At 63.2% G+C, this 26,639-nt stretch carries 23 protein-coding genes and 1 pseudogene; 14 read left to right on the top strand and 10 right to left on the bottom strand.

Translation table 11 applies throughout. The annotated features are described in order from the left end of the window. Positions 1 to 308 (top strand): response regulator transcription factor (locus tag F3J10_RS23510; RefSeq protein WP_167243116.1); only part of this gene is annotated, 308 nt, incomplete at its 5' end. 123 nt (positions 309 to 431) lie between these two features. On the opposite strand, the gene F3J10_RS23505 is transcribed toward F3J10_RS23510, so the two are convergent. Both F3J10_RS23505 and F3J10_RS23500 read right to left on the bottom strand, forming a co-directional pair. After that, positions 432 to 1,919, bottom strand: coding sequence for a sodium:solute symporter (locus F3J10_RS23505; protein ID WP_036037770.1), 1,488 nt, complete (start codon positions 1,917 to 1,919; stop codon positions 432 to 434). Then, entirely contained in the window at positions 1,916 to 2,128 is a 213-nt protein-coding gene (locus F3J10_RS23500; protein ID WP_013690491.1) for a DUF3311 domain-containing protein, read from the bottom strand. The genes F3J10_RS23505 and F3J10_RS23500 overlap by 4 nt, the downstream gene beginning before the upstream one ends. A gap of 486 nt (positions 2,129 to 2,614) precedes the next feature. Between F3J10_RS23500 and F3J10_RS23495 the strand changes: the two genes are divergently transcribed. The 3 genes from F3J10_RS23495 (at position 2,615) to F3J10_RS23485 (ending at position 4,672) form a co-directional block, all read left to right on the top strand. Further along, on the top strand, positions 2,615 to 3,658 hold the full coding sequence (locus tag F3J10_RS23495; RefSeq protein ID WP_166914293.1) for an alpha/beta hydrolase: 1,044 nt from the start codon (positions 2,615 to 2,617) through the stop codon (positions 3,656 to 3,658). Between the two features lie 17 nt (positions 3,659 to 3,675). Continuing rightward, complete coding sequence (locus F3J10_RS23490; protein ID WP_167243115.1) at positions 3,676 to 4,212, top strand: cytochrome P460 family protein; 537 nt, start codon at positions 3,676 to 3,678, stop codon at positions 4,210 to 4,212. Positions 4,213 to 4,441: 229 nt separating this feature from the next. Continuing rightward, a complete protein-coding gene (locus F3J10_RS23485; RefSeq protein ID WP_025100252.1) occupies positions 4,442 to 4,672 on the top strand; it encodes a hypothetical protein in 231 nt (76 codons plus the stop codon). 79 nt (positions 4,673 to 4,751) lie between these two features. Here the strand turns inward: F3J10_RS23485 and F3J10_RS23480 are convergent. Next, positions 4,752 to 4,973: pseudogene (locus F3J10_RS23480) on the bottom strand (AraC family transcriptional regulator); the annotation flags it as partial. A 116-nt stretch (positions 4,974 to 5,089) separates the two neighbouring features. Between F3J10_RS23480 and F3J10_RS23475 the strand changes: the two are divergent. Beyond that, positions 5,090 to 5,530, top strand: a complete 441-nt coding sequence (locus tag F3J10_RS23475; protein ID WP_167243114.1) for a VOC family protein — start codon at positions 5,090 to 5,092, stop codon at positions 5,528 to 5,530. A 35-nt stretch (positions 5,531 to 5,565) separates the two neighbouring features. Then, positions 5,566 to 5,982 carry a hypothetical protein gene (locus F3J10_RS23470; RefSeq protein WP_036037763.1) on the top strand — a complete coding sequence of 139 codons (417 nt, stop codon included), beginning with the start codon at positions 5,566 to 5,568 and terminating at the stop codon, positions 5,980 to 5,982. Positions 5,983 to 6,404: 422 nt separating this feature from the next. Here the strand turns inward: F3J10_RS23470 and F3J10_RS23465 are convergent, their stop codons facing one another. Both F3J10_RS23465 and F3J10_RS23460 read right to left on the bottom strand, forming a co-directional pair. After that, positions 6,405 to 7,832, bottom strand: a complete 1,428-nt coding sequence (locus tag F3J10_RS23465; RefSeq protein WP_167243113.1) for a hypothetical protein — start codon at positions 7,830 to 7,832, stop codon at positions 6,405 to 6,407. A gap of 10 nt (positions 7,833 to 7,842) precedes the next feature. Continuing rightward, positions 7,843 to 12,798: an AAA domain-containing protein gene (locus tag F3J10_RS23460; protein WP_167243112.1), complete on the bottom strand. Its 4,956-nt coding sequence runs from the start codon at positions 12,796 to 12,798 to the stop codon at positions 7,843 to 7,845. Between the two features lie 722 nt (positions 12,799 to 13,520). On the opposite strand from F3J10_RS23460, the gene F3J10_RS23455 reads away from it, so the two are divergent. Beyond that, positions 13,521 to 14,183, top strand: coding sequence for a hypothetical protein (locus tag F3J10_RS23455; RefSeq protein ID WP_167243111.1), 663 nt, complete (start codon positions 13,521 to 13,523; stop codon positions 14,181 to 14,183). A 322-nt stretch (positions 14,184 to 14,505) separates the two neighbouring features. Continuing rightward, on the top strand, positions 14,506 to 14,757 hold the full coding sequence (locus tag F3J10_RS23450) for a hypothetical protein (protein WP_167243110.1): 252 nt from the start codon (positions 14,506 to 14,508) through the stop codon (positions 14,755 to 14,757). Between the two features lie 14 nt (positions 14,758 to 14,771). On the opposite strand, the gene F3J10_RS23445 is transcribed toward F3J10_RS23450, so the two are convergent. The 4 genes from F3J10_RS23445 to F3J10_RS23430 form a co-directional block, all read right to left on the bottom strand. Further along, complete coding sequence (locus F3J10_RS23445) at positions 14,772 to 16,151, bottom strand: DEAD/DEAH box helicase (protein WP_167243109.1); 1,380 nt, start codon at positions 16,149 to 16,151, stop codon at positions 14,772 to 14,774. Between the two features lie 89 nt (positions 16,152 to 16,240). After that, positions 16,241 to 16,579: a metalloregulator ArsR/SmtB family transcription factor gene (locus tag F3J10_RS23440; RefSeq protein ID WP_013690483.1), complete on the bottom strand. Its 339-nt coding sequence runs from the start codon at positions 16,577 to 16,579 to the stop codon at positions 16,241 to 16,243. An 11-nt stretch (positions 16,580 to 16,590) separates the two neighbouring features. Next, positions 16,591 to 17,088 carry an SRPBCC family protein gene (locus F3J10_RS23435; protein ID WP_167243108.1) on the bottom strand — a complete coding sequence of 166 codons (498 nt, stop codon included), beginning with the start codon at positions 17,086 to 17,088 and terminating at the stop codon, positions 16,591 to 16,593. 78 nt (positions 17,089 to 17,166) lie between these two features. Further along, positions 17,167 to 18,090, bottom strand: coding sequence for a LysR family transcriptional regulator (locus F3J10_RS23430; RefSeq protein ID WP_013690481.1), 924 nt, complete (start codon positions 18,088 to 18,090; stop codon positions 17,167 to 17,169). A gap of 88 nt (positions 18,091 to 18,178) precedes the next feature. Here F3J10_RS23430 and F3J10_RS23425 point away from each other — a divergent pair, with 88 nt between their 5' ends. From F3J10_RS23425 to dctA, 4 genes are all read left to right on the top strand, one after another. Continuing rightward, complete coding sequence (locus tag F3J10_RS23425; protein WP_013690480.1) at positions 18,179 to 19,057, top strand: alpha/beta hydrolase; 879 nt, start codon at positions 18,179 to 18,181, stop codon at positions 19,055 to 19,057. A gap of 63 nt (positions 19,058 to 19,120) precedes the next feature. Next, the gene (leuC, locus tag F3J10_RS23420) at positions 19,121 to 20,527 is read left to right on the top strand and encodes a 3-isopropylmalate dehydratase large subunit (protein ID WP_167243107.1); all 1,407 of its coding nucleotides are present in this window, start codon (positions 19,121 to 19,123) and stop codon (positions 20,525 to 20,527) included. Between the two features lies 1 nt (position 20,528). After that, positions 20,529 to 21,167 carry a 3-isopropylmalate dehydratase small subunit gene (gene leuD, locus F3J10_RS23415; protein ID WP_167234394.1) on the top strand — a complete coding sequence of 213 codons (639 nt, stop codon included), beginning with the start codon at positions 20,529 to 20,531 and terminating at the stop codon, positions 21,165 to 21,167. 145 nt (positions 21,168 to 21,312) lie between these two features. Then, positions 21,313 to 22,692, top strand: coding sequence for a C4-dicarboxylate transporter DctA (dctA, locus tag F3J10_RS23410; RefSeq protein WP_167243106.1), 1,380 nt, complete (start codon positions 21,313 to 21,315; stop codon positions 22,690 to 22,692). A gap of 149 nt (positions 22,693 to 22,841) precedes the next feature. Here dctA and F3J10_RS23405 read toward each other — a convergent pair whose 3' ends face one another. Then, positions 22,842 to 24,242 (bottom strand): DHA2 family efflux MFS transporter permease subunit, encoded by a 1,401-nt coding sequence (locus tag F3J10_RS23405; protein ID WP_013690476.1) that lies wholly within the window; start codon positions 24,240 to 24,242, stop codon positions 22,842 to 22,844. Positions 24,243 to 24,547: 305 nt separating this feature from the next. Between F3J10_RS23405 and F3J10_RS23400 the strand changes: the two genes are divergently transcribed. Next, the gene (locus F3J10_RS23400) at positions 24,548 to 25,519 is read left to right on the top strand and encodes a zinc-binding alcohol dehydrogenase family protein (protein ID WP_167243105.1); all 972 of its coding nucleotides are present in this window, start codon (positions 24,548 to 24,550) and stop codon (positions 25,517 to 25,519) included. A 242-nt stretch (positions 25,520 to 25,761) separates the two neighbouring features. Next, positions 25,762 to 26,639: hypothetical protein (locus tag F3J10_RS23395; protein ID WP_167243104.1), on the top strand; the 878-nt coding region annotated here is incomplete at its 3' end.

Raw genomic sequence — 26,639 nt, 5'->3', positions numbered from 1 at the left:
CGGCGGCCGGCCTGCTGCAGGCCGAGGCCGCGGCCGGGCGCTTCGATCCCGAGGTGATCGCGGCCGTGGTGGAGACCGCGGGCGGCCCCGCGCCGGCGCCCAGGCGGCCCGTCACACCGCTGCTGTCGCCGCGCGAGATCGAGGTGCTGCGCCAGATCAGCGGCGGCCTGAGCAACAAGGAAGCGGCGCGCGTGCTGGCGTTGAGCCCGAGCACGGTGCGCACGCATGTCGAGAGCATCTTCCGCAAGCTCGACTGCTCGACGCGCGCGGCCGCCACCCTCAAGGCGCTGACCACCGGGCTGCTGTAAAGCCAAAGGCGCCCGCATCCGACGTGACGGATGCGGGCGCCTTTGCGCGGACAACTTCGAAAAAGGCCGGGCCGCCGGGCGCCACGCACAGGGGTTGCGCGGCGGCCGGCGGCCCGGCGCGCTTCAGGCGGCGGCCGCCTGGGCGCGCTTGGCCGGCGTCAGCGCCGACACCACCAGGGTCACGATGATGTTGAGCACCAGCGCGATCAGGCCGATGTAGAGCGTCCACGAGGCCGAGCCGAGGTGCAGCGTGTAGACCGGCTTCAAGCCCTGCGAGGCGGCCAGCGAGGTGCCGACCACGATCCCCACCAGCCAGCCCAGCAGCAGGCCCGTCGTGCTCAGGCGGCGCGTGTAGAGCGAGAACACCACGGCCGGCAGGATCTGCAGGATCCACATCCCGCCCAGCAGCTGCAGGTCGATCGCGTACTGCGTGGGCAGCACCACGATGAAGATCAGCGCACCGAACTTCACCAGCAGCGAGACCAGCTTGGCCGTCGAGGCCTCGCCGGCCGCCGACTGGTTCGGCGACACCAGCGGGCGCCACAGATTGCGCGTGAACAGGTTGGCCGCGCCGATCGACATGATCGCGGCCGGCACCAGCGCGCTGATCGCGATCGCGGCGGCGGCGAAGCCGACGAACCACGACGGGAACAGCGTGTGGAACAGGGCCGGCACCACGTCGGTGGGCGAGCTCACGTGAATGTCGGCGGCGATCGCCATGTAGCCGAGCAGGGCGATCAGGCCGAGCAGCAGCGTGTAGGCCGGCAGGAAGATCGCGTTCTTCTTGACGGTGGCCGCCGAGCCCGAGGCCAGCACGCCCGTCATGGTGTGCGGATACATGAAGGCGGCCAGTGCCGAGCCCAGCGCGAGCGAGGCGTAGGCGGTGAACTGCGTCGGCTTGAGCAGGATGCCGGTGGGCCCGCCCTTGGCCGCGAAGTGCGCGTCGGCCAGTTCGAACACGTGCGCGTAGCCGCCGAGCTTCACCGGGATCAGGCAGACCGCCGCGATCACCACGATGTAGATCATGATGTCCTTCACGAAGGCGATCATCGCCGGCGCGCGCAGGCCGCTCGTATAGGTGTAGAGCGCGAGGATCAGGAAGGCGATCACCAGCGGCAGCTCGCCGCTCACGCCCAGGCCCTTGATCACCACCTGCATGCCCACCAGTTGCAGCGCGATGTAGGGCATGGTGGCGACGATGCCGGTGACGGCGATCGCGGCCGGCAGCAGCTTGCCGCCGAACTCGCCGTGCACGTAGTCGGCCGCCGTGATGTGGCCTTTCGCGTGCGCGATCTTCCAGAGCCGCGGCATCACCGCGAACACGAAGGGATAGACCACGATCGTGTAGGGCAGCGCGAAGAAGCCGTAGGCGCCCACCGCGTAGACCAGGGCCGGGACCGCGATCACCGTGTAGGCGGTGTAGAAATCCCCGCCCACCAGGAACCAGGAGATCACGGTGCCGAACTGCCGGCCGCCGAGGCCCCATTCATGCAGTTGGGTGAGATCGCCGCGCTTCCAGCGCGCGGCCACGAAGCCGAGCACCGTGACCAGCGCGAAGAAGGCGATGAAGACGGTCATCGCGACCGGATCGATGGCGATGTTGCCGTTCATTTCTCACTCCGGTAGACGAGGTACAGCAGGACCGAGGTGACCGGCACCCACAGCAGTTGATACCAGTAGAACATCGGCAGGCCGGCGAAGGCGGGCTTGCCGTAGTTGTAGAACGGCAGCCACAGCAGGGCGGCATACGGAATCAGCAGCGCGACCCAGACCCATAGCGGTTTCCGTTTGCGTGCATCGTCTTGAGGGCTGTCAGCCATCGGTCTCTCCTCCAGGTGTGGTGGGCATTCGTAATCGATTTATTGCAGCGCCGCCGTGCCTTTGGCAAGGCGCCCCGGGGCATGGCGCGCGGCGTGGCGGGCATGATTGTGAGCCATTCCGAAATAGCTTGCAGCAGGCAAACGATCATCTTCGCCGTGATCTCTCGTCATCCTGACCAAATGCTTTCAATTTGCTTTTGATGCTTACGGCGTGTGCCGGATGCGGCCAGTGTAAGGGGCCCACGTGTATCCGGACGCGGCGATTTTGATTCGCTATGTGTCGTGTTCCGGCATGGACACACTGCGATACAAAGCGGCTTCCGGGCTCCGCTATAAATGCGGCCAGACGTTCGCTGCATCGCATCCGCCAAGGCGGAGCGGGCAGTCGGGCGGATCACTGGGGGGCGTGCCGCAAGGGAGGCGCGACTCATTCTGCAAAGACGAAACTCGCGTCATTCGCGCGATTCGCATCAAGGAGAACGGAACATGTCGGACAACGTCAACCTGCGGCGCCGTCGCATTCTCGGTACCACGCTGGCCAGCGTCAGCCTGGTCGATCTCGGCCTGAGCAGCCTGGCCCAGGCGCAGACGCCCGAGGCCGGCTCGGCCATGCGCGCCGGCGGCGGCAGCGCCGGCTTCTCCGATATCCAGCAGATCAAGGCCGGCGTGCTCGACGTCGGTTATGTCGACGTCGGCCCGAAGACGGGCCCGGTGGTGGTGCTGCTGCACGGCTGGCCCTACGACATCCATTCCTATGCCGAGGTGGCGCCGCGCCTGGTGGCGGCCGGCTACCGCGTGATCGTGCCGTACCTGCGCGGCTACGGCTCGACCCGCATCGTGTCCGCCGATACGCCGCGCAACGGCCAGCAGGTCGTGACGGCCGTCGACACCATCGCGCTGCTCGACGCGCTGAAGATCGACAAGGCCGTGTTCGGCGGCTACGACTGGGGCGCGCGCACCGCCGACATCATCGCGGCGCTGTGGCCCGAGCGCGTGGTCGCGCTGGTGTCGGTGAGCGGTTACCTGATCGGCAGCCAGGCGGCGAACAAGGCGCCGCTGCCGCCGCAAGCCGAGTTCCAGTGGTGGTACCAGTTCTACTTCGCGACCGAGCGCGGCGCGGCCGGCTACGCGGCCAATCGCGATGCCTTCAACAAGCTGATCTGGCAACTGGCCTCGCCCAAGTGGAACTTCGACGACGCCACCTATGCGCGCAGCGCCGCGTCCTTCCACAACGACGACCACGTCGCCGTGGTGATCTCGAACTACCGCTGGCGCCTCGGTCTCGAGCGCGGCGAGGCCAAGTACGACGCGCTGGAACAGCGCCTCGCGGCCGCTCCGTCGATCTCGGTGCCGACCATCACCATGGAAGGCGATGCCAATGGCGCGCCGCACCCGGCGCCGGCCGCCTACGCGAAGAAGTTCACGGGCAAGTATCGCCACCAGACGCTGAGCGGCGGCATCGGCCACAACCTGCCGCAGGAAGCGCCGCAGGCATTCGCCGAGGCGATCCTGCAAGTGACCAAGCTCTGATGGACGGAGGTGTGTCCATGTCCTTCGCTCGACTGACCTCCAGGCTCGCTGTCGGCGCCTGCCTGCTGTCGGCCTTCGCGGTCCAGGCGGCGCATGCCGACGAGCCGGCGAAACCGGCGGCGGCTTCGGCAGCCTCGGCCGCCTCGCCGATCTACGGCGTGACGATTCCGCCCGGCTACCGCAAGTGGGAGATGATCGCGCCGGCCGAGGAACCCGCGCCGCTCGACGAGCTGCGCGTGGTGCTCGGCAACCCGATCGCGGTGGCCGCGCTGCAGAAGTCGACGCTGCCGTTCCCCGACGGCACGATCCTCGTCAAGCTGGCCTACAAGCGCAAGCAATCGGAGGAATCGCCCACCGCGACGGTGGCCGGCAAGGCCACCACCGTGCAGGTGATGGTCAAGGATTCGAAGCGTTATGCCGCCACCGGCGGCTGGGGCTTCGGCCGCTTCATCAACGGCATGCCGGTGGACGAGGCGCAGCACAAGACCTGCTTCGCCTGTCACCAGGCGCTGGTGAAGAACCACGACTACGTGTTCACGCGGCTCGCGCCCTGAAGGCCGGGCGCCGAGTCGAGTGAGTTGAAAGCGATCCGAAAGTGTTTCGGATCGCTTTCCGTGTTGCTGGGTGTGGTTCGCGTCCTTGCAAGGGCTGGATCTGTAACAGGTTTGTCGCTTCGGTAAGCAAGGGCATCGCCGGTGGACCGTCGCCGGGTCGATCCGCACAATGCGCTTTCCATCGCGACTTGCGTGTCGCGATTCACACGCTCGAATACGGAGTTCGACCATGAAACGTCTGTTGATCACCCTCTCGTGTATCGGCCTGCTCGCGGCAGGCGCCAACGCGAACGCGGCCGGCTGCCTGAAGGGCGCGGCAGTGGGCGGCGTGGCCGGGCATGTGGCCGGCCATCACGGCGTGGTGGGCGCGGCTGCCGGCTGCGCGATCGGCCATCACGAAGCCTCGAAGAAAGCCAAGCAGGAGAAGGCCGCGAGCGCGGCAGCCGCGTCGCATTCCTGATCGGGAGGCGGTTGCGGGTTGGTTGCGGGGGCATCGGAATGCGTTTTGGTGCTCCCGTGTTGTGTCTTGAGGGGGGCGGTCACACCCAGAGTCGGTAGACCCGGAATGATTCGTCCTCGGCGAATCGCCGCGTGAATTCCTTGGGAGAGAAACCCGTCGTGCGTTTCACGGCACGGCTCAAATGCGCCTGGTCGGCGAAACCCTCGTCGTGGGCGATCGCCGCCCAATCCAATGGCTCGCCGGATTCGAATCGCGCGCGGGCACTGAAAAACAATCTCTCGGTTTTGACGAGCGCCTGCCAGGCAAGCCGCTCGACCCAATGTCGGAAAGAGGCGGGTCCGGATAAGCGACGATGGTGATCGATGGCTCGCTATGGCAAGCTGGACATCTACTCTTTGCCATGGCGAGACGACTGGCATGTTCGACCATATCGGCATTGTCGCCCGCGACCTGAAATCCAGTGCCCGCCTGTATGCGCATATGCTGGCTCCGTTGGGCATTCGTCTGGTCGAGAAGCATCGTCTTGCCGTTGATTCGGCCTGGGTTGTTTTCTCCACCGGCAAGCCGCAATCCCCCTTTTTCGTGGTGGCGGAAGGACGTCCGACGTTCTGGGATGCCGATGCTAGAGCCGCGGCGAGCCCGATGCACCTGTCGTTCTCGGCGCCTTCCCGCGACGCGGTGGACCGATTTCATGCCGCCGGGCTTGCGCACGGGGCCCGCGATAATGGCGGGCCCGGGATCAGGCGTTCGCCGTTTTATTGCGCGTTTTTGATCGACCTCGACGGGAATAATGTCGAGGCCGGGTGCTACCTTGGGGACGATGAAGCGGCTGGGCTGGCGGCGCCGCTTTCCGCGTGACAGCCGTATAAAATCAAAACGATGACGGGGCGTGCATGAAGGTGCTGGTCAATTTTTTCTTGTTGTTGCTGGCGATTGGTTTCCTGAAGTCATGCTTCTTCGGTCGATCTTATGACTGCGACTATTGCGGGACATTTGTCGATTCGCATCGGCTGAAATCGTTCACGGTCAAGAAGGGGGATTCCGAGGTTCGCTATTGCGACAAGGGGGAAGCCACGTATCTGGACCCCGGCAAGAAGGAGTGCTGGGATCTGGCGGTGGCACCGCTCGACGACGACACGGGCAAGTCGTTCTCCTTGTCGCTGAGGTCGGACAATGTCGATGCGTATCAGCGGGCGCATCTGTTTCCGGGTCTTCCGTCCGATTGCACTTTCCAGCGAGGTGGAGGGTGGACTTGCGGGGATAGCAAGTTTTCCGTTGTCGTCGGCACGTTTGGTCGAGCGAAGCCGTGATTTGGTGAGTCGTGGGGAATGAGGGGGCTTAGGCATTCGATGGCGTGGGTTCGGCCATCGGGGGAATGGCCTTGGCCTTGGCGGTTGTTCAGCTGTGCCGGTTTTCTAAATGAGGCAGTGTCAATGGAGGCAATCGACCCGTTGCTGACGGTCAAGCCGTTGGGCTTCCAAGGGCGGGTACTCGAGCGGAACAGTCATTCTGTGCCCTCGATTGAGGATGCTCCTCAGCCGTTGCTGACTTTCTGGCTTCGCCGTTCCTGAGACTGGTTCACCGCACTTTCACGTCGTTCGGAGTGTCGCGCCTCCGCAAATCGAATTAAGGTTTATTAGCGACGAAGTGGTTCGGCCAAGAAGAAGCCCTCGCGAATAGGGCTTCTTCTTGGCTTCTGATAGCTGAGAATCTTGAGACTATGGACTATAAGCTACTTGCTTCGCCCCATCTCGATAATTGCGCCGCAGTCGTTGGGACGGTCGAAGCCAGCACTACCGTCAATATACGTTCGCACGAGCTTTCCAAGCTTTGATACAACATCTTTGTCCCTAGTTACGAAGCCAACAGGTACCGTCACCGGGTAGGTATCAGGAAGCGACATATGATAAACGACGACAGCTACCTCACCTACGAAGTGAAGAACCTCGACATTACCGTTTAGGAATCCTTCCAACAGGCCGTTAGCATTGCCTACAGACGATTCAAACTCTTGTTTCCACTGCCTAGCCGAGCGGAAGTCGTCACTTCCCGCGACAGGAAGATAGACCATAGGAGAGTAAAGCTTCTTTTCTGTCGTGCTGGATTTGTTGAAAAAATCACTGAGCGAACCCAACAGGCGGCTACTCTTGCTCCAATACGAGTCACCCGGTGCTATCCAGACGAACTGTTCTTTTCCTACATCGGATTTTCTCTCAATTCTCGCCGCTAGAACCGGGGCCAAATACTTCTGAAGTAACGACCAATTTTTTTGCGAATATATTGGTCCCAAGAAGGTCGTTCTTATATCTTGATTATTTCCTTCGATCTGGTTGAGTTCCGCGAGAAACCTGAGGTTGATTGAATTTCTCTTCACGTCGAACAGTCGAAGAGTATCACCGTCTCCGATCTCCATCATGGATTTAGCAATATCGATGAAATTTGCCGGACGAGAGAAACGATCAAGCTCGACGGCTACGCGCTCATGCACATAGTCCGAACTCGACAGCATATCGAAGTCGTCACGCTCAACACTCGCCCCTTCCTCGTCCATCTGGAACTTGACAGATATTCTGAAAGGAAACTGTCTGATCTTGCTTACCGAATTAACGGTGTAAATATTCGGTGCTTCCTTCTCATCCTGGACAATAGATTTCGAAAGTAGGCCCTTGTGCAGAAACTCGTTGAATTGACGCTGGAACTGCCTCCCTACCAATTCCTCGCTTTTAGAGAAATTCTCTGGATCGATCTTGACTTGGACACCTGCCCTCCACTTATCAGCAGCAACCTCTCTTCCCAAGCAGGTAAAAGTTGCCAAATCAAATGACAAGCATGCACCACTATCCTTCAACTGCGATAGGCGCGGAACTTCACCAATTTCAGTGAAGTATCCGCTGGATTTGTCTGTTAGGGCTAGCCGACCATCCTCCGACAGCGTCAACTCGTCGCGCTCAACCAAATCCGATATGACTTCGTCGGCTTCCTTCTTACTGAAGCCAAAGAAAGCGACAACCTGTGATTTCGTCAACGGCGCCAGATGAACTAAGCGAAGAACGAATTCGCGAACAAACGGCAGTCCTTTTTCAGTGATGTATGAGAAATTGATGTTGAATCGTTGCGCTGGCAACAAAAAATCAATCTCGTGGTAGGTTGTATTTTCCATTGCAGCCACCTCAACGATTGCCTTGCGCGGTCACAAAGCGATAGCCCGCTTTCTCACCCATATCATTCATATAAGAAACAACTTGACCGAGCGGTTTATCGCTGTTGTGCTTCTTCCACATGTCAGTGTTTCCGACGATCAACAATCTATCCATTGCCCGAGACATGGCAACATTGATTCTATTGGGTGTTCTCAAGAACCCAGGATTTCGAGTTGCATCCGACCGCGTGAGGCTTAGGATAATAATTCTGTTTTCTTTCCCCTGATAGCTATCGACAGTGTCGATCTTCACCAAATCCTTGAAGCCTTCCGTCCAAACTTCTTGATTGAATTTCTGCCGCAGCAATCGCTTTTGCTCTGCATACATACAGATCACACCGATAAGTGCGTCATCCTTTTCTTTGAGTTGCGTCAGATTCGCCAAGAACTGACCGCTGGACGCAATTTGCTTGAGAACCTGCATGATCTGCTCGGCTTCGCAGCGGTTGTAAATGCTGACTCCACGGTCATTCTGGTGATTGGCACGCCCCCCTAATGATGACGTATCGAGCCAAGTGACGGGCGACGTAAGGGCGTTTGGCGCATCGTCGTAAATTTTCAGAATAGAACGAGGTCCGTTGCCTAACTTGCCTTTGTAGAACGTATTCGAGACCAAATCCCCGATTGGCGGAGCCATGCGGTATTGAGTGAGCAAGGTGGCGCTGGCCTGTTCACCATACTCGGAGGTAAAGGCACGCGCAAAATCGCTCCTCAAAACTACGTCAAGCTCTGTTCGCTCGTCGTTGATACCTAAGCGACGTGCCAGCGCCGATTTGTGAGCATCAGAATACAGTGGGGGCAACTGAAGGTGGTCCCCAACCAACAGCACCCGCTTTGCCGACTGCATCGCTATCGCGAGTTCACTCGAAATCGAACGTGCCGCCTCATCAATGATCACAAAATCGTAAATGTTCTCATGGATGCCTATATGCCCTTGGCCGATACCCACACAAGTCCCAGTTACCAGTTGTCTAGATCGAGCATAGAACTCGTCTAGATTGACGCGATCAGCAGAAAGGGCATCCTGCATGTCTCTCGAAATTCTCGCCAATGCGCGCACCCTCCTCGATTCGTTCGGCCTGACACCATACTCCGCACACAGCTTGGACAGCAGAATGTCCTTGGCTGCAGATATTCTCGCTTCGCGAGGAAGGTCGATCCCGTAGCTTTCCGCAAGCTTCGACCGGAGGGTTCTGTCCAAGTCTGCGGCGATTGCTTTCAACGCGCGTGCGTCCTCTCCGTTGTCGATGTCTTCGAAACTCGCGAGAAGCGATTCCAAGTGATCGATCTGCTTGAAAATTTTAAGTTCAGCGTCGACCAACCTGGAGACGAATTCCGCCTCAAGACCAAGAGCACTGGAAAGCGCGGCCACTCTATAGCGATACTCTGCATTGAACAACTCGCGCTTCTCAGCCGTGATGGCATGAGAGTAGACGTCCTTCAGTCCATGAGACACGGCCCCCTCACGGTTACTGAACCGGACAACCTCAAGTGAAGTTCCAAGTCTCGCGCAATGCTTCCGTATCCGTTCGGCTGCGGTATTGACAGCTTCATGCGATTGACTCACCAACAGGATTCGCTTGGTATTGAGCTTCTCGACCAGGAAATGGACAAAGGCTGCAATGAACTCAGTCTTGCCCGTTCCAGGTGGCCCCTGAAGAAGGGATAGTGGTCCAAAGTTCAGCAGCTTGGAAAATGCCTCTCGTTGCTGTTGATTCAGACTAATCCTGTTCCCGTGCTGATCTTCACGGTCATATCGCGTAAAGTCCGCATCAGTGACTTCAATGTTGTAGTTCGTTGCTACCCGGTTGCACGCTGGATCGAATAGATCAAGCAGTTCTGGCATGACCCCTTCTCTATCTAGCAGTCTTTCCAGAGCTACTTTTCTCTTTCGGTAGGACGCACGATCCTGCTTCGTCCTGAAGAATACGGTGTCTCCGTCTTTCAGACGATGAGCAGCCATCCGGGCTCTCGTGAGCCGAACCTCGTTCAGCGCCGACCTCTTGAGGGAGACCTCACCGATGTTTCGCTCAGTGCCATCTGGATCAATCAGCAGCGCTTCTACTTCGTCAGCATTGGAAAAGGCACCCAACGGGTCGATGTCGGCCTCATAAGGGAGGATTAGCTCCGCCTCCGCGTCGGTTGGCGATATCGCTGAGCCGTTCAATTCGATGTTCGGGCTCGACTGACTTTCAGTTTCGAGTATGGCTCGCCACAAAGCGCGCGTCGAAATTTCAAGTGCCACGCCAGCGCCACCTTCGACACCAGAATGGTCGGCGACTTCAAATGCCTCTTTAAGTTGCAAGCTCAACTCGGACTGGTCCGGGGCTGTCTCTATCTGATCGAGCACGTCTATAGCGCGATTGAACGCCTCATCATCGCGAAGATATTCAGACAATTCGGTGAATTGGGACGGCTTACCCGATTTGATACGAAGCGAAGTTCCAATCTCAAATTGACTCTCTTGCTCGTCTCGCGAATTTACATTCGTTCGCGCTCTGGGAAACTTCCCAGTTACAAAACAGCGTTGATCCTTGTTGTAAAACGCCGTGAAGGTGCCGCCAATACCCGAGAAGGTAACTGATACTTCGCTTGCGTCTTTTCTCGACGCCTCAAGCTTGACAAAGAGCCTTCCGTTATCTGGTAAGATTGTCAGAGCTTCGTCGAGGTTACTCAATTCGATCTCGACACACTTCTGCGCCTGCGCTGCCGTGGTTTGGTTCAGTGCCTTCTTGAAGCGGCCCAGATCCCTAAACCCAAATTCCGTGTCATCGAGTTCCGTGCGGATCGCCTCAGCAAGCGAAGGGAACTCCTGTGACTCGCCTCCCCATTCCAGGTTGATCAGCTCGCTGGACATCTTTAAAACTGCAAAGATATCTCTCTCGAAAGGGGAGCAAGAATCTATATTCTCTGGGCTATATCGATGGTTTTTTACCTCTTCTAGACTCCGGGAAAAATCTGGAATATCAATCAGATAAACGTTCCTGTCCTGGCGGCCGATCATGATATTTCCCGGATGCAGATCCCCGTGCGAGATTCCAAGCTCGTGAATATGCTCGACCGCACCAACCAGCTTATCAATGATTTCTTTCTTCTCGGCTTGCTCCAAATGAGCATCACCCCAAGTCACGCCGTCCACTTGCTCCATGACAAGGAACATACTTCCAGACTTGGTTGCCAATCCGTATTCATAGATTTTTGGCAAACAAGTCGGATTGACATCGACTAGCTTGTCCAACTTCTTTAAGAAGGATAGAACGTGGAAATTACTGACCTGGTCGCCGCCCTCGGAGCCGACATTGAGCCACGCTTTCACAAGCCTGCCGCCAGACAGGTAGACTTCCTTATCTCCGGTCTCACTAATGAAGTCGCCATCCTCTCGGTATTGTCGAGAATGATTTATCGGACGGCGATACGGGTGCAATTCGCTGTCATCGAAGGTCGGAAGCGACTCGACCTGCGGCTCCGCTTGCTTAAGCGCGTCAAAAAAACTGGCTCCGTCTATGAATTTGGCGCCTACTGCATCGAGCAGGACACCCGCATACCATTCACTGCTAGATAGCATGTCGGCCTCAAGTCCGTCCAGGCTCTTTGGTGACATCCTTTTCGCAGTGAGAAGGTGCCAAGACACAACCCCGAGTGCGTGAACATCCTGTTCGAACGGATTGAGGACACTGCTTCCCAACATATCCTTCACTTCAACCGCGCCAACAGATAAATTGCTGCGGTAGTCTCCCACGGTTCCAGCCGGCTGATGATATGCCGTGATGAAGTTCGAAAGCGCAACTTCTTTAGAAGGGGACAGCCACAGGCTATGATCAGCTATGTCACGGTGCGCAATCTTGATGTCATGTAGATCGCCAAATTTTGCTACAAGCAGCTTGACGAGGTTCAGCCTATCCCCAGGAGTGAGAGATTGTCCGTATTTCCCGATGAACTCGTTAAACCTTACATGTCCGGGCGGAATCTCATAGACCTCACTATATTGCGATGTAACCTCATCTTTCTCAAAACTCGTGAGTGAGCGAAGGCAGTGGTTATATAGATCTCTACTCTGGTGATTAATGAACTGCAACACTTCACGCTCTCGGGACACTATCTGTGCTCGCCCCTCCGGCGTGATACCTTTGTTGCCTTGTATATTTTTTAAGTTCCATACCCTCAGTAACGCCTCTGTTCCCCTGGATATTTCCGAGCTTGCCAAGTACTCTTTATAGACCTGCTTGGGGTGCTCGAAAATTTCTTCAACCGCCGTATAGCCGCCGATTCTCAAAGACTTCGGCGCGGTGTTGCCGCCAAGGAATAGCTCATTGAAGATCGAGAAATCCTTATTCAGGACTTGAGCGTTAGGATGCGGACGAAAGCATCCGTTGAACCGCCCTTGGTCAGAATATTTGAGAAAGTCCTTCAGGGAAATGGTGTGCTGCAATTCAATTTCTGGAAGCTGACTAAAATCAGCATTTCCCGTCATAACGACAAAGAAATGAACGTGCGGTGCGTAGCCCTTGTTGGTGAAGCGATGAGTCAATTTCTTCAGCTTGTTCTCAAGTGTGTATTTCTTGGACCTTGTGATACTCACGGGCGAGCGGCCCATGTTCTTCTCACCCTTGAACCAAGCATCCCCGTTCATAGTGACCGGTTCGAAGTTCCAGTCCTTCAATTCAATGACGAGAACGTTACAGTGAGTCACGATCACCAGATCGAACTCACCTTCCTTGCCTTTAGAATCAACAAATCGAAATCCAGCGTAGCCCTTCCACGGGAACATTCCGTTACGGCCAAACTTGCTTTGAAGCTGATCACGGAGCGAGCCGCCCTTATTCTGCGACTTGTTGTCAGTCTGGCTCTCCGTGAAGGCCGACCGAATCTTCTTGATTGCTTCAAGCTCGTGCTCTTGAAGACCGCCGTCCCAAATTTCAATGTCCAAGATGCTTCCTCGTTTTTCCCCGTTGAGGGTCCAAATGCAACGCCCATTTCCAACGGGACTGTTTTGCAATGATCCACCCGCCCGACATCCCTGCAACTCTCAAGGAAGGGCCCCGTAATAATAATTGTGCCAGACGAATGAACATACAGATTACGAAAAAGAGGGCGTGCTGTTGTCCAGCCGCTATTGGCCGCGTCCCGACCGACGATGTCGCCTCGACGCTCGGCGTCGCGGGGAGGTTGCAGCACGACCCTGAAGCGCCCTTCGGCACGTACAAAATCGGCGGCAGCTTCCGGTGCGAAGCGGCCGCCTGAACGTCGCAGTTACAGCACAGCTCGTATGAACGACGAGTGGTGGCCGCCTGCGGTCAGATTTTTTGCGCGGCGTCGAGTCCGCCAACTCCTGCTGGCGAATCATCAGGGCGGTCGCAAACTATAGCGATCATTTCAAGCTCAACATCAAACAGTTCTTTACCTCGCCGTAGTTATACGAGCAACTCATTTGGATAGGTTGCTGCGACGGCGAGGTTTTTTGTTTGCCGAGATTTCCCCTTTCTCGAGAGCGCCGATCAGCACCATGCGCTCCGCACAGCGGCAGCCTCCCCAACTGCTGCCGCACGCAAACATCCCCGTCCCCCATCAAATTCATCCAACCAGCCGATTCACGCCCCCCGCGCGCCCGCGTCCAACTCAACGCAGGCTCAATTCTTCCAGGAGAGATCGATGACGACGATTGACACCTCGGGCGGCGAGTTCGAGTTCGCCGTGTATGCCCCCTACAATTCGAACCCGAACGAACCGCCGGGCGGGCGGATCAACGTGGGCGCCGATACCGCGCTCTGGTTTCGCGCCGAGCGGGACAGCGACAACGTGCGCTTGGTCCAGCTGATCCGGCCGCAGGGACAATGGATCAACGACCGCGAACGGGATCGCGCGGCGAACGGCTGGTCGCTCGATTCCAACAGCTTGTCGCCCTGGTACGGCTCGAATGATCAGGACGTGCCGCGGCCGATCCGCGACCTGACGCCGAATACCACGCCGGAGTTGCGCGCCTGGATCAAGCAGAACAACATCCAGACCTTGTCCGGCGCGGGCTCGCGGCGCGGCAAGGGCTACCAGCGCGCATGGATCGTCGATACGCCCCGGCACATGGCGGCGCGGGTCGGTGAACTGGTGCAGGTGCGGCTCGTGACGATCGCGGTGGATGTGCAGCACAGCGCCTATCTGGGCGGCGTGGAGTGGGGCTTCAATCTGTCGGAGCCGGGCGTGGCCACGGTGTCGTCCGCGAAGCTCGCGTTCAAGGTGAATCCGGCGGGCGATTATCTGCAAGCGCTCGACAACTGGAACCAGCAGGCCGGCAATACGCCGATCGTGCTGCCGGCCTGAGCGGGATGCGATCCGAGTGAAAGGAAGAGGGGAGGCGGATGCTTGGTGCGGCAGGCATTCGTCCTCTCATCTGTGTGGGAGGTGTTGCTTTGCGAGCGGTCCGCCGAGGTAAGGCTGGGCCTTTGCGGCAACCCTTCTGCTACAAACGTATCGCGACTGCGGCAATTCACACACTTACCTCGTCCAGGCCACGCGCCTAGACTCGCCTGGCAAAAAACGAGGACAAATCCATGTCGAAACCATATGGCGACGAAATCGGCAGGCTCACTGGGCTGGCGTGCAGTTTGCCGGGTTGCCATCTCGCGCTAACGGTGAAATACCGATGACGCGACGCCACCTGAAAATCGCCTTGGGGCTGATCGTTCTCATCATCGTGTTTCTTACGGTCGCGTTCAACATGCTCAATCTGCAGGAAGCCTACGGAGACGGCCCGCCATACTACGGCCGGACCACAAACATGGACAAATGGGAAAGTCCCTTTCCCATGCTGCTGCCCGTCGATGCCGTAGTGATCGTTCTGCTGGGCGTCTACGCAATCTGGCTGCGTCGGACCCGAAGCCGCAATCCACGATAAGCCCACCCAATAAATCAAGCCTGGCGCTTACCCCGCCCACCACCAGGCTTACCCGCCGGCTTGCGTGAACCACCCGCAGCCGGCTTCCCGCCAGTCTTCCCACGCGGCTTTTGCATGCTGAACGGGCTGCCGATGGTGTGAATCGTATCCATCCCCGTCACTTCGGCCCTTTGCCCCACCGCCTGCCCGACCTTCGGCTTCTTCGGTTTTTTCGGCTTCTTGATGAGTTCGCCCGAAGCGCTGGTTTCCGGCACGCGATGCTCGGCTTCGAATCCCGGCTCTTCCTCCCGGCGCAGCGTTTGCCGGATCAGCGCCTCGATCGCCGCCAGTTGCGGCGCCTCGTCCGCGCACACCAGCGACACCGCCACGCCGCTCGCACCCGCGCGCCCGGTCCGGCCGATACGATGCACATAGTCCTGCGCCACGATCGGCAGATCGACGTTGATCACCAGCGGCAGATCGTCGATATCCAGCCCGCGCGCGGCCACGTCGGTGGCCACCAGCATCTGGATCTCGCGCGCCTTGAAGCGCTCCAGCGCACGCAGCCGCGCCGGTTGCGGCTTGTCGCCGTGAATGGTGTCCACCGCGTAACCGGCTTCCTCCAGCCTGGCCGCCAGGTAATCCACGCCGTTGCGTGTCTTGGCGAACACCAGCGCATGCTCCCATTTGTTGCGCGCCACCAGGTGCATGAACAGCTCGGGCTTGTTGCGCTTGTCGACCGTCACCACCCATTGCTTGATCTTGCTGGCGGTCGCGTTGGGCGCGCTCACGCTGATATCGACCGGCTTGCGCAGGATGTTCGCCGCCATGGCGCGGATCTCGTCGCTGAAGGTGGCCGAGAACAGCAGGGTCTGGCGCCGCTCGGGCAGGGCGGCGAACACGGCATCGAGCTCGCGCGCGAAGCCCAGGTCCAGCATGCGATCGGCTTCGTCCAGCACCAGCGTCTGCACCTGGTCGAACTGCACGGCGTTCTGGCGGTTCAGGTCGAGCAGGCGGCCCGGCGTGGCGACGAGCACATCCACGCCTTTGCGCAGCTTCATCATCTGCGGATTGATGCTCACGCCGCCATAGGCGGCCAGGAAGCGCAGATCGAGGCCCTTGCCGTAGTCGACGAAGCTCTGCAGCAGTTGCTCGGCCAGTTCGCGCGTGGGCACCAGCACCAGCACGCGCGCGCGATTGCTGGCTACCGCCGGGCCGTGTTGCACCAGCCGCTGCAACAGCGGCAAGGCGAAGCCCGCCGTCTTGCCGGTGCCGGTCTGCGCCGCGGCCATCACGTCCTTGCCGCCGAGCACGGCGGGGATCGCCTTGGCCTGCACCGGCGTGGGTGTCTGGTAGTTGAGTTCCTGCAGGTTGCGCAGCAACGGAGCGATCAGGCCGAGCGAGGCAAAAGACATGGACATATTCCGGACGAAAACGGCAATTCTAGCGGTTGCCGCGCGGATCGCGCCAAGCGGCTCGGTGAAAGGACGGCTGGACCACGCGATCAGGGGCCATCGCGCTCCACGAAGGCGGCCAGCCTGCCGATCGCCTGATCCCACTGTTCGGAGATCTGATCGAAATATCGACGCGCCTGCGCGAGCCCCTGGGGCTCGAGCCGCCACACGCTTTCACGGCCGCTGCGCTGGTGGCTCACCAGGCCCGCATCCGAGAGCGCGTGCAGATGCTTGGTGATGGCCTGGCGCGAGATGTCGGCATCCTGCGTGAGCAAGGCGATCGACAAGGGGCCGGCGTCGCACAGCCTGGCGACGATCCGCAGGCGCGTCGGATCCCCGAGCGCGGCGAATACCGGCGCCGCGCCGGGAAGCTGCGCAGCCGCGGGCATCGAAGCCCGGCTCATGCCGAAGGCCGCGCGAGGTACGTCTCGATCAGTTTCGCCTGATGCGTCCAGCCGCCCTCGTTGCTGGTGAAGGCCTTGGCGCGGCGTTCGAGCGGAATCGCATGGAAACCGGATTCCCGGATCGTCAGCAGCGTGCCCGGCTCCGCCTCCTGCAAGCGGAATTCGACCAGCGTCATCGGCTCGGCGGAGTAATCGGCATGGATATCGACGGCGCTCGGGTGCCAGCGGAAGGAGAAGAGTTGCATCGGCTCGATCCGCTCGATATGGAATTCGAAGGGAAGCCCGCGATAGGGCTCCTGCATCTTCGCGACCTCGGGATCGACCTGGGTTGGGGTGATGCGGCCGGTCAGCCGGGTTCCGGCCACGAATTCGCCGTCGAATTCGACGCCGAACCAGATGCCGAACTGCTTCGCCTCGCTGATCGCGCGCCAGACCCGCTCGCGGGGCGCACGCAGGACGACATGCTTTTCGATGAAATCGGGGGTAGGGTTCATTATGCAACCTCCAGGTTGCATGAAGCATAGTGCCTGGTTTCAGGAAATGCAACGCAGCGCGCCGATCCCGCGAACGTCTCAGCCGCCGCGCCGGCGCTCCGCCGGCATGCCGAGCATCTGCGGCAGCCGCGTCCCGAGAAAATCGATGAAGGTGCGCAGCCGCGCCGAGAGCTGGTTGCGCTCCAGGTAGACCGCGTAGATATCGGCATTGGGCAGGCTCCAGTCGGCCAGCAGCGGCATCAGCGAACCCTCGCGCAGCAGCGCATCGATTTCCCATTGCGAGCGGATCGTCACGCCGTGCCCGTCGAGCGCCCATTTCAGCACCGCCGCGCCGTCGTTGCTGCTGAGCGGGCCGCGCACCTTCACGGTTTCCTCCTGGCTGCCGCGCGTGAAGTGCCAGCTTCCATAAGCGGAATCGTTCTCGCGCAGCACCAGGCAGGGATGCTGCGCCAGTTCGCGCGGCGTGCGCGGCGTGCCGTGTCGCGCCAGGTAGGCCGGCGCCGCGCAGACGATGCGCCGGTTGCGCAGCAGCCGCCTGGCGTTGATGCGCGCCTCGGGCACGTCGCCGAAGCGGATGCCGACGTCGAAAGCCTGTTCCTGCAGGCTCAGCGGCCGGTCGGTCAATTGCAGCTGGATCTCCATCGAGGGATGGCGGGCGACGAATTCGGAAATCGCCGCGGCCACCCAGGTGCGCCCGAAACCGAACGAGGCGTTGACGCGCAGCAGCCCGGCCGGCGCCGCGCGGCTGCGGCTCACCAGTTGCTCGAGCTCGGCCAGCTCGGCGAGGATCCGCGAGCCGTTGTTCAGGTACAGCTCGCCCTCGGTGGTCACGCTGATCTGGCGCGTGGTGCGGTTGAGCAGGCGCACGCCCAGCCGCAGCTCGATCTGCTTGAGGCGCTTGCTGACCGAGGGCGGCGTCACGCCCAGCTCGCGCGCGGCCGCGCTGAGGCTGCCCTGACGCACCACCAGCTCGAACAGCGCGAGATCGGAGATCGCGTCCATTTGTTCCCTCAGGTTAATACCGGTTTGCTTTCGCCGATACCATGGCGTTCAAGGCAGCAATTAGACTACAAAAAACGCTGGAGGAACCATGTTCGACGACTTCGAATCCGTCTCGGTGGAGACCGACGGAACCCATATCCAGGCCTGGAAGGGCGGCACCGGCCCCGCGCTGTTGCTGCTGCACGGGCATCCGCAGACGCGCGCGATCTGGCATCGCGTCGCGCCGGTGCTGGCCCGGCACTTCACGGTGGTGGCCGCCGACCTGCGCGGCTACGGCGACAGCGGCAAGCCCGCCGGCCTGCCCGATCACGCGAACTATTCGAAACGGCGCATGGCGCAGGACCAGGTGGACCTGATGCGCGCGCTCGGTTTCGAGCGCTTCGACGTGCTGTCGCACGATCGCGGCGCGCGGGTGGCGGTGCGCCTGGCGCTCGACCATCCCGAGGCGGTGCGCCGGCTGGTGACGCTCGACATCGCGCCGACCCTGGCGATGTACGAGCAGACCTCGTTCGCCTTCGCGCGCGCCTACTGGCACTGGTTCTTCCTGGTGCGCCCGGCGCCGTTCCCGGAAACGCTGATCGAGGCCGACCCGGACCTCTACCTGAAGCAGACCATCGGCGCGCGCAGCGCGGGGCTTAAGCCCTTCACGCCGCAAGCCTATGCCGAATACCTGCGCTGCCTGTCCGCGCCGGGCACCGCGCACGGCATCTGCGAGGACTACCGCGCCTCGATCACGATCGACCTCGAACACGACCGCGCCGACCTGGCCGCGGGCCGCAAGCTGGCCTGCCCGATGCTCGCGCTGTGGGGCGCCGAGGGCGTGATCGGCCAGTGCTTCGATCCGCTGGCCGAATGGCGCCGCTGGTCGGATGCGGTGACGGGGCATGCCTTGCCCTGCGGCCACTACATCCCCGAGGAAGCGCCCGAGGCGCTGCTCGACGCGGCGCTGCCGTTCCTGCGCGGCTGAACACGAAGCCGGCGCGGCCCACGCGCCGCGACCCATCACACCCACGATACGAAAGGAGCCGGGATGGCGATCCGGACGCTGTACCAGAAACTGGTCGATTCGCACACGGTCGAGCCGCTCGACGCGGACAACGTGCTGCTCTATGTCGACCTGCACCTGATGAACGAATACACCAGCCCGCAGGCCTTTGCCGGGCTCGACGCGAAGGGCCGCGCGGTGCGCCGGCCCAGGCAGCAGGTGGCGGTGGTGAGCCACATCATCCCGACCCACGCCGAGCGGCCGCGGGTGATCCTCGACGCGGATTCGGCCAACCAGGCCAGCAATCTCGCGCGCAACTGCGAGCGCGCCGGGATCCGCCTGTTCGGCACCAACGACCCCGACCAGGGCATCGAGCACGTGGTCGCGCCCGAGCATGGCTTCGTGCGGCCCGGCATGGTGATCCTGTGCGGCGACAGCCATACCACCACCTACGGCGCGCTGGGCGCGCTCGGTTTCGGCATCGGCACCTCCGAGGTCGAGCACGTGCTGGCGACGCAGACCCTGGTCTACCGGCTGGCGCGCACCATGCGCATCGTGATCGACGGCGAGCTGCCCTACGGCACGTCCTCGAAGGACCTGGTGATCTGGCTGGTGGCGCGCATCGGCGCGCAGGGCGCGCGCGGCTACGCGGTGGAATACGCGGGCACCACCATCGACGCGCTGTCGGCCGAGGCGCGCATGACGCTCTGCAACATGACCGTCGAGGCCGGCGCGCGCGCCGCGCTGATCGCCCCCGACGCGACCACCTTCGACTACGTGCGCGCGCATACGCGCTTCGACGAGGCGCAATGGGCGGCCGCCCGCGCCGACTGGCAGGCGCTGGCCAGCGACGTGGGCGCCGTGTTCGATGCCGAGCACCGCTTCGACGCGGCCGAGGTGGCGCCCTTCGTGACCTGGGGCACCAGCCCCGACCAGGCAATCGCGATCGACGCGCTGCTGCCGGCCGCCGAGGAGCAGGCCACGCCGAGCGAGGCCGAATCGACGCGCCGCGCGCTCGACTACATCGGCCTGGCGGCGCGCGAGCCGATCGCCGGCACGCCGATCGACCGCGTCTTCATCGGCTCCTGCACCAACGGCCGCATCGAGGACCTGCGCACGGTGGCCGGCATCGTGCGGGGCCGGCGCGTGGCGGCCGGCGTGCGCGCGATGGTGGTGCCGGGCTCGGGGCGCGTGCGCCGCCAGGCCGAGGCCGAGGGCATCGCGCGCGTGCTGATCGAGGCCGGCTTCGAATGGCGCGAACCGGGCTGCTCGATGTGCCTGGCGATGAACGACGATTTCCTGGCCGACGGCGAGCGCTGCGCCTCGACCACCAACCGCAACTTCGAGGGGCGGCAGGGCCGCGGCGGCCGCACCCACCTGATGAGCCCCGCGATGGCCGCCGCCGCCGCGCTGACCGGCCGCATCACCGATATCCGCACCCTGGAGCGCTGAGATGAGCCTGCTGACCACCATCGAGGGCCGCGCCTTGCCGCTGCCGATCGAGAACCTCGACACCGACCAGATCATGCCCAAGCAGTTCCTGCGCGGCATCGACAAGGCCGGCCTCGCGCGCGGGCTGCTGTACGACCTGCGCTACGACGCGCAGGGCGTCGCGCGCGAGGATTCGGTGCTGAACGACGCGCGTTACGAAGGCGCCGCCGTGCTGCTGGGCGGCGCCAACTTCGGCTGCGGCTCGAGCCGCGAGCACGCGGTCTGGGGCCTGCTGCAATACGGCTTCGCGGCGGTGATCGCGCCGAGCTTCGCCGAGATCTTCTACTCGAACGCGATGAACAACCGCCTGCTGCTGGTGGCGCTGCCGCGCGAGCAGGTGGATGCGCTGACGGCCGACGCGCGGGCGAACCCGCAAGGCAGCCTGCGCATCGACCTGGAGGCGCAGACGGTGCATTCGGCCGCCGGGCGCAGTTATGCGTTCCCGCTCGGCGCGCGCCACAAGCGGATGGTGATCGACGGCCTCGACACCATCGACCTGACGCTGTCGATGCAGGCCCGCATCGAGGCCTTCGAGCAGGCGCATCGCGCGGCGCGCCCCTGGGCGCTGATCGACGCCACCCAGGCAACCGCCGCGGCCTGAGCGCCGCGGCATCCGTCGCTGCCCGCGCTACCGGGCGGCAGGCGGCGGCGTATCCCGCCGGCCGCCGTTTTTCCTGAATCCGTCGCTTCGACCGCCCGTCAACAGGGTGGCGGGGACGACGCACGCCTACCTTCCGGAGGAGACAATGGCGACTCGCACGCAATCCGTGCCGCTCTGGCGGCATCTTTATCTGCAGGTCCTGGTGGCGATCGCGCTCGGTGTCGCGGTCGGCCATTTCGCGCCCTCGGCGGCGCAGGCGCTGAAGCCGCTCGGCGACCTGTTCGTGCGGCTGATCCGCATGGTGATCGCGCCGGTGGTGTTCTGCGCGGTGGTGACCGGCATCGCCAGCATGCGCGACATGAAGGCGGTGGGCCGCGCCGGCGGCAAGGCGCTGCTGTACTTCGAGCTGATCTCCACCGTCGCGCTCGGCTTCGGCCTGCTGATGGGCCATCTGCTGCAGCCGGGCGCCGGCTTCAACGTGTCGATCGCCTCGCTCGACGCCTCGGCCGTATCGGGCTACGTCTCGCGCGCCGCGCACGGCGAGGGGCTGACCGGCTTCCTGATGCAGGTGGTGCCCGATACCTTCGTCGGCGCCTTCACGCACGAGGAGATCCTGCCGGTGCTGCTGCTCGCGCTGCTGTGCGGCTCGGCGCTGTCGGTGCTGGGCGAGCGCGTCAAGCCGGTGGTCGACCTGGTGGACGGCGCCGCGGCGATGATGTTCCGCATCGTCGGCTTCATCACGCGCGTCGCGCCGATCGGCGCCTTCGGCGCGATCGCCTTCACGGTCGGCAAGTTCGGGCTGGGTTCGCTGCTGCCGATGTTCAAGCTGGTCGCCTGCTTCTACCTGAGCGCGCTGCTGTTCGTGTTCGTGGTGCTGGGCGCGGTGGCGCGGCTGGCCGGCTTCAGCATCCTGCGTTTCCTGGTGTTCATTCGCGAGGAGCTGCTGATCGTGCTCGGCACCTCGACCTCGGAGAGCGCGCTGCCGCAACTGATGCTCAAGCTCGAGCAGCTCGGCTGCCGGCGCGGCGTGGTGGGGCTGGTGGTGCCGACCGGTTATTCCTTCAACCTCGACGGCACCAGCCTCTACATGACGCTGGCCGTGCTGTTCCTGGCCCAGGCCACCAACACGCCGCTCACGCTGACCCAGCAACTGACGCTGCTGGCCGTCACCATGCTGACCTCGAAGGGCTCGGCGGCGGTGGTCGGCGCCGGTTTCGTGACGCTCGCGGCCAGTCTCTCGGTGGTGCCCACCGTGCCGGTGGCGGCGATGGTGCTGGTGCTCGGCATCGATCGCTTCATGTCGGAATGCCGCTCGCTGACCAACCTGGTCGGCAATGGCGTGGCCGCCATCGTGGTCTGTGCCTGGGAGGGCGCGCTCGATCGCGAGCGCCTGCGCGCGGCGCTGCACGGCGAACTGCGGGACGAGCATCGCTCGGCGGCGGATGGCGCGATGCCGGCCGCGGCGGGGCGTGAGGGCGAGACGATCGAGGGTTTGTCGGCCGAGGCCGCGCGGCCGGGGCGCTGAAGCCACGATGGAGATCGACCCGGCAAGCCGGCGTTGCCGATTTGCCGATTCGTCGATTCGTCGATTCGTCGATTCGCCGATTCGCAGAGTCAAGCGGCGCGGCGCCTCGGAATCGATGGCCCAGGCAAGCGGCCCCGAGGCGCTGCCGCTCAACGCCCTCGCGCGAGAATCTTCTCCCCCGCATCGCGCGGCAGCAGCAGGCTGTCGACGATCGCCAGCGCGGCCAGCACCGCGATCAGGTCGAAGGCGAGCTGGAAGTCGCCGGGCCCCGGGTTGCCCGGCGAGGAACCGCCCATGATGCCGGCCACCGACAGCGCCAGCGCGCCGACCGCGATCCCCATCCCCGCGTTCATCTGCTGCAGCACCGAGAACAGCGTGGTGGCATGGCTCATCTGCGCCTGCGGCACGTCGGCGAAGCCGATCGTGTTGAGCGCGGTGAACTGCATCGAGCGCGTCATGCCGGTGGCGAACAGCAGCAGGCAGACCAGCCAGTGCGGCGTGTCGGCGTTCAGCATCGAGCAGGCCACGAAGCCGAGCGCGACCAGCACGCCGTTGCCGATCAGCACCCGGCGAAAGCCGAAGGCATGCATGATCCGCGTGGTGGCCGGCTTCATCGCCAGGTTGCCGGCGAACAGCCACAGCAGCAGGGTGCCGGCCTCCACGGCGCTGTAGCCGAAGGCGAGCTGGAACATCAGCGGCAGCAGGAAGGGCGCGGTGCCGATCGCGGTGCGAAACAGCGAGCCGCCCACGGCCGTGACGCGGAAGGTATCGATCGCGAGCGGCGCCAGGCCGAACAGCGGATGCTCGGCGCGCGCCAGGTAGCGCGCCGATATCACCAGCAGCGCGACGCCGGCCGCCAGCATCAGCAGCGCCAGCAGGCGCGAGACGTCGTCACGGCTGGCCGCCTCCAGGCCCGCCATGAACAGCCCGAATCCGAGCCCGGTGAGCACGAAGCCCGTCAGGTCGAACGGCGCGCGCTTCGCCTCGCCGTTGCGCACCAGCAGCAGCGCGGCGGCCAGCGCGATCGCGCCCAGCGGCAGGTTGAGCAGGAAGATCCAGTGCCAGCTCCAGTGCGTGCTGATCCAGCCGCCCACCGGCGGCCCGAGGATCGGCGCCACCAGCGCGGGCCAGGTGAGGATCGCGATGGCGCGCACGATCTGCTCCTTCGGCGTGTTGCGCAACACCACCAGCCGGCCGACCGGCACCATCATCGCGCCGCCCAGGCCCTGCAGCGTGCGCGCCGCGGTGAAGGCCGGCAGGCTGCCGCTGGCCGCGCACAGCAGCGAGGACAGCGTGAACACGATGATCGCCGCGGCGAACACGCGGCGCGCGCCGAAGCGGTCGGCCATCCAGCCGCTGATCGGGATGAACACGGTGAGCGCCACCAGGTAGGCCGACACGCCGATCGACAGATGCGCGGCCGCGGTGCCGAAATCGCGCGCCATGGTGGGCAGCGCGGTGGCGATCACGGTCGCGTCGAGGTTTTCCATGAAGAACACGGCGGCGACCAGCAAGGCGGTCGCGGTACGACGATCGAGGGTGGCGCGCATGAGGGGATGAGCGGATCGGGCGACGCGACGGGGCGCGTCTGGCGGGCCGGCCGGCGAGGCCGGTGCGGGATCGAGCGGCAAGTATAGCGGCAGGACGTGAATCGACGACGGCAGGCGGTCGGAAAGGTAACCTTTAAAAATATGTTTGACAGGTTACTTGGTGGTGGGTAACCTTCGATCCGTCGTTGACCGGGTTACTCGCGACAACGCGATCCCGGTCCGCACCCGGTCCCGTTCCGCCCGCCATGCCGTGTCCTGTCGCGGTGAAGCGGGCGGGCTCTCATCCCCCTGCAAGGAAACCCATCATGCGCGCGATCGTCCTGGACAAATTCGGCGGCCTCGACAGCCTCGTCTACCGCGAGATCCCCGATCCCGAGCCGCTGGCCGGCCATGTCGTCATCGAGGTCAAGGCCTTCGGCATCAACCACGCCGAGATGCACATGCGGCGCGGCGAATGGGCCGAGGCCGCGCCGGTCAGCGGCATCGAATGCGTCGGCATCGTCAAATCCTGCCCGGGCGGCGAATTCCCGGTGGGCGCGAAGGTGGCCGCGCTGATGGGCGGGCTGGGGCGCACCATCAACGGCAGCTACGCGGAATTCACGCGCGCGCCGGTGTCGAACGTCGCGCTGATCGAGGCCGAGCTACCCTGGGCCGAGCTGGCCGCGATTCCCGAAACCTACGCGACCGCCTGGACCTGCCTGTTCCGCAACCTCGAACTCGCGGCGGGCGACTTGCTGCTGATCCGCGGCGCGACCTCCTCGTTCGGGCAGGCGGCGCTGAAGCTGGCCGTCAATGCCGGCGCGCGCGTGATCGCCACCACCCGCAACCCCGAGCGCTTCGCGATGCTCGAACGGCTCGGCGCCGCGCGCTGCGAGATCGAGCGGCCCGACCTAGCGGCGCACCTGGCCGAGGCGCGGCAGGTGGACAAGGTGCTCGACCTGGTCGGCAATTCGGTGGTGCTCGATTCGCTCTCGCTGCTGCGCCGGGGCGGACGCTCCTGCCTGGCCGGCTGGCTGGGCGGGCTCGATCCGATCCGCGATTTCAATCCGCTGCTGCAGATGGCCAGCGGCGTGTACCTGAACTTCTTCGGCAGCTTCGTGTTCGGCACGCCCGGTTTCCCGCTCTCGGACGTGCCGCTGCAGGCGATCGCGGCCGACGCGGCGGCGGGCCGGCTCGACGTGAAGCCCTCGCGCGTGTTCGGTTTCGACCAGATCCACGAGGCGCATCGCGTGATGGAGGCGAACCAGGCCGGCGGCAAGATGGTGGTGGTGCGCTAGCCGGCGGTGCCGCGCTTGGCCGCGCCGCGCCTCGATCGCGGCGTGCTGGTCCGCATCTTGCTTGAACCGACGCGTTTTCCCTGCGCCTTCGTCGCGCCGCCCGCCAGCCGCCATCGCGGCGCGGGCGGCGCGGCGACGGCGTACCAGGACGACAATCCGGCGCGCGCGATTGTAGTTTTTACAGCAGCCGCCCGGCATGTCGATCCGCTTCGTCAGACATCGAGCATTTCACGGAGACCGGCATGTCGATCAATCGATGGTTCCTCGGGCGGGCGCTGCGCATCGCCTGCGAGCGGCAGGTGGGGCAGTCCGGCGGCCGCATGCAGGTGATCGCGCATCTGGCGGCGCGTGCCGGCCACGATCGTCATCTGCGGGTCACGGGCCTGGCCGGCGAGACCATCAGCGGCCGGGGCCTGGCCGCGGACGGCGAGGCGGCGGCGCCGGTGGCGCTGACGCTGAGCGAGGCCGCCGCCGGCCGGGCGCGCTACGTGGTCTACCTGCGCCGCCACGAATTCCACGAACACGATTCCGCGCGCCTGGTGCTGCGGGTCTGGCTGCGCTGGTACTGGCTGGCGGCCTGGCTGGACGATTTCACCTCGCGCGGTTTCCGGCGCGCCAACGTGATGCGCGTGGCGCGCATGGAGGTGGCCAAGCGGGTTGCCGCCTTGTCGGCCGAGCTGCAGCAGCCGGTGGCGCCCTCGGCGCTGCTGGCGCTGGCCGACGGGCCGCAACTGCCGCACGACGCCACGCTCGAGGAGCGCCAGGGTTTCGTCGATCGCGTGCTGCGCACGCTGGTGACGGCCGGGCTGGTGCAGGCCAGGGGCGAGGGTTTCGAGATCGCGCCGCGAGCGGCCGTCGCGCTCGAAGCCTACGACGCCGATCTGCAGCGCTACCGCCAACTGGCGGCGATGCGGCGCGCGATCCACGCGCTGATCCTGGCCACCGGGATCGCCGCGCTGGAGGTGGGCGGCACGGTGGCACCGGCGCCGGCGCCCGACGAGGCGGACCTCTCGGCCGCGACCTGCCGCTCCGGTTGCGGCGCCTGCGATCCCGATTTCAGCGGCGGCCCGGCCGAGGTAGCACCGGCCGCCGCGCTCGACACGGCGGCGCGGCGCCCGGG

The sequence above is a fragment of the Burkholderia sp. Cy-637 genome (assembly GCF_011753175.1).
Taxonomy (GTDB): domain Bacteria; phylum Pseudomonadota; class Gammaproteobacteria; order Burkholderiales; family Burkholderiaceae; genus Burkholderia; species Burkholderia gladioli.
Note: the sequence above shows the minus strand (reverse complement) of the source record. Positions and strands in the feature narration are given on the sequence as shown.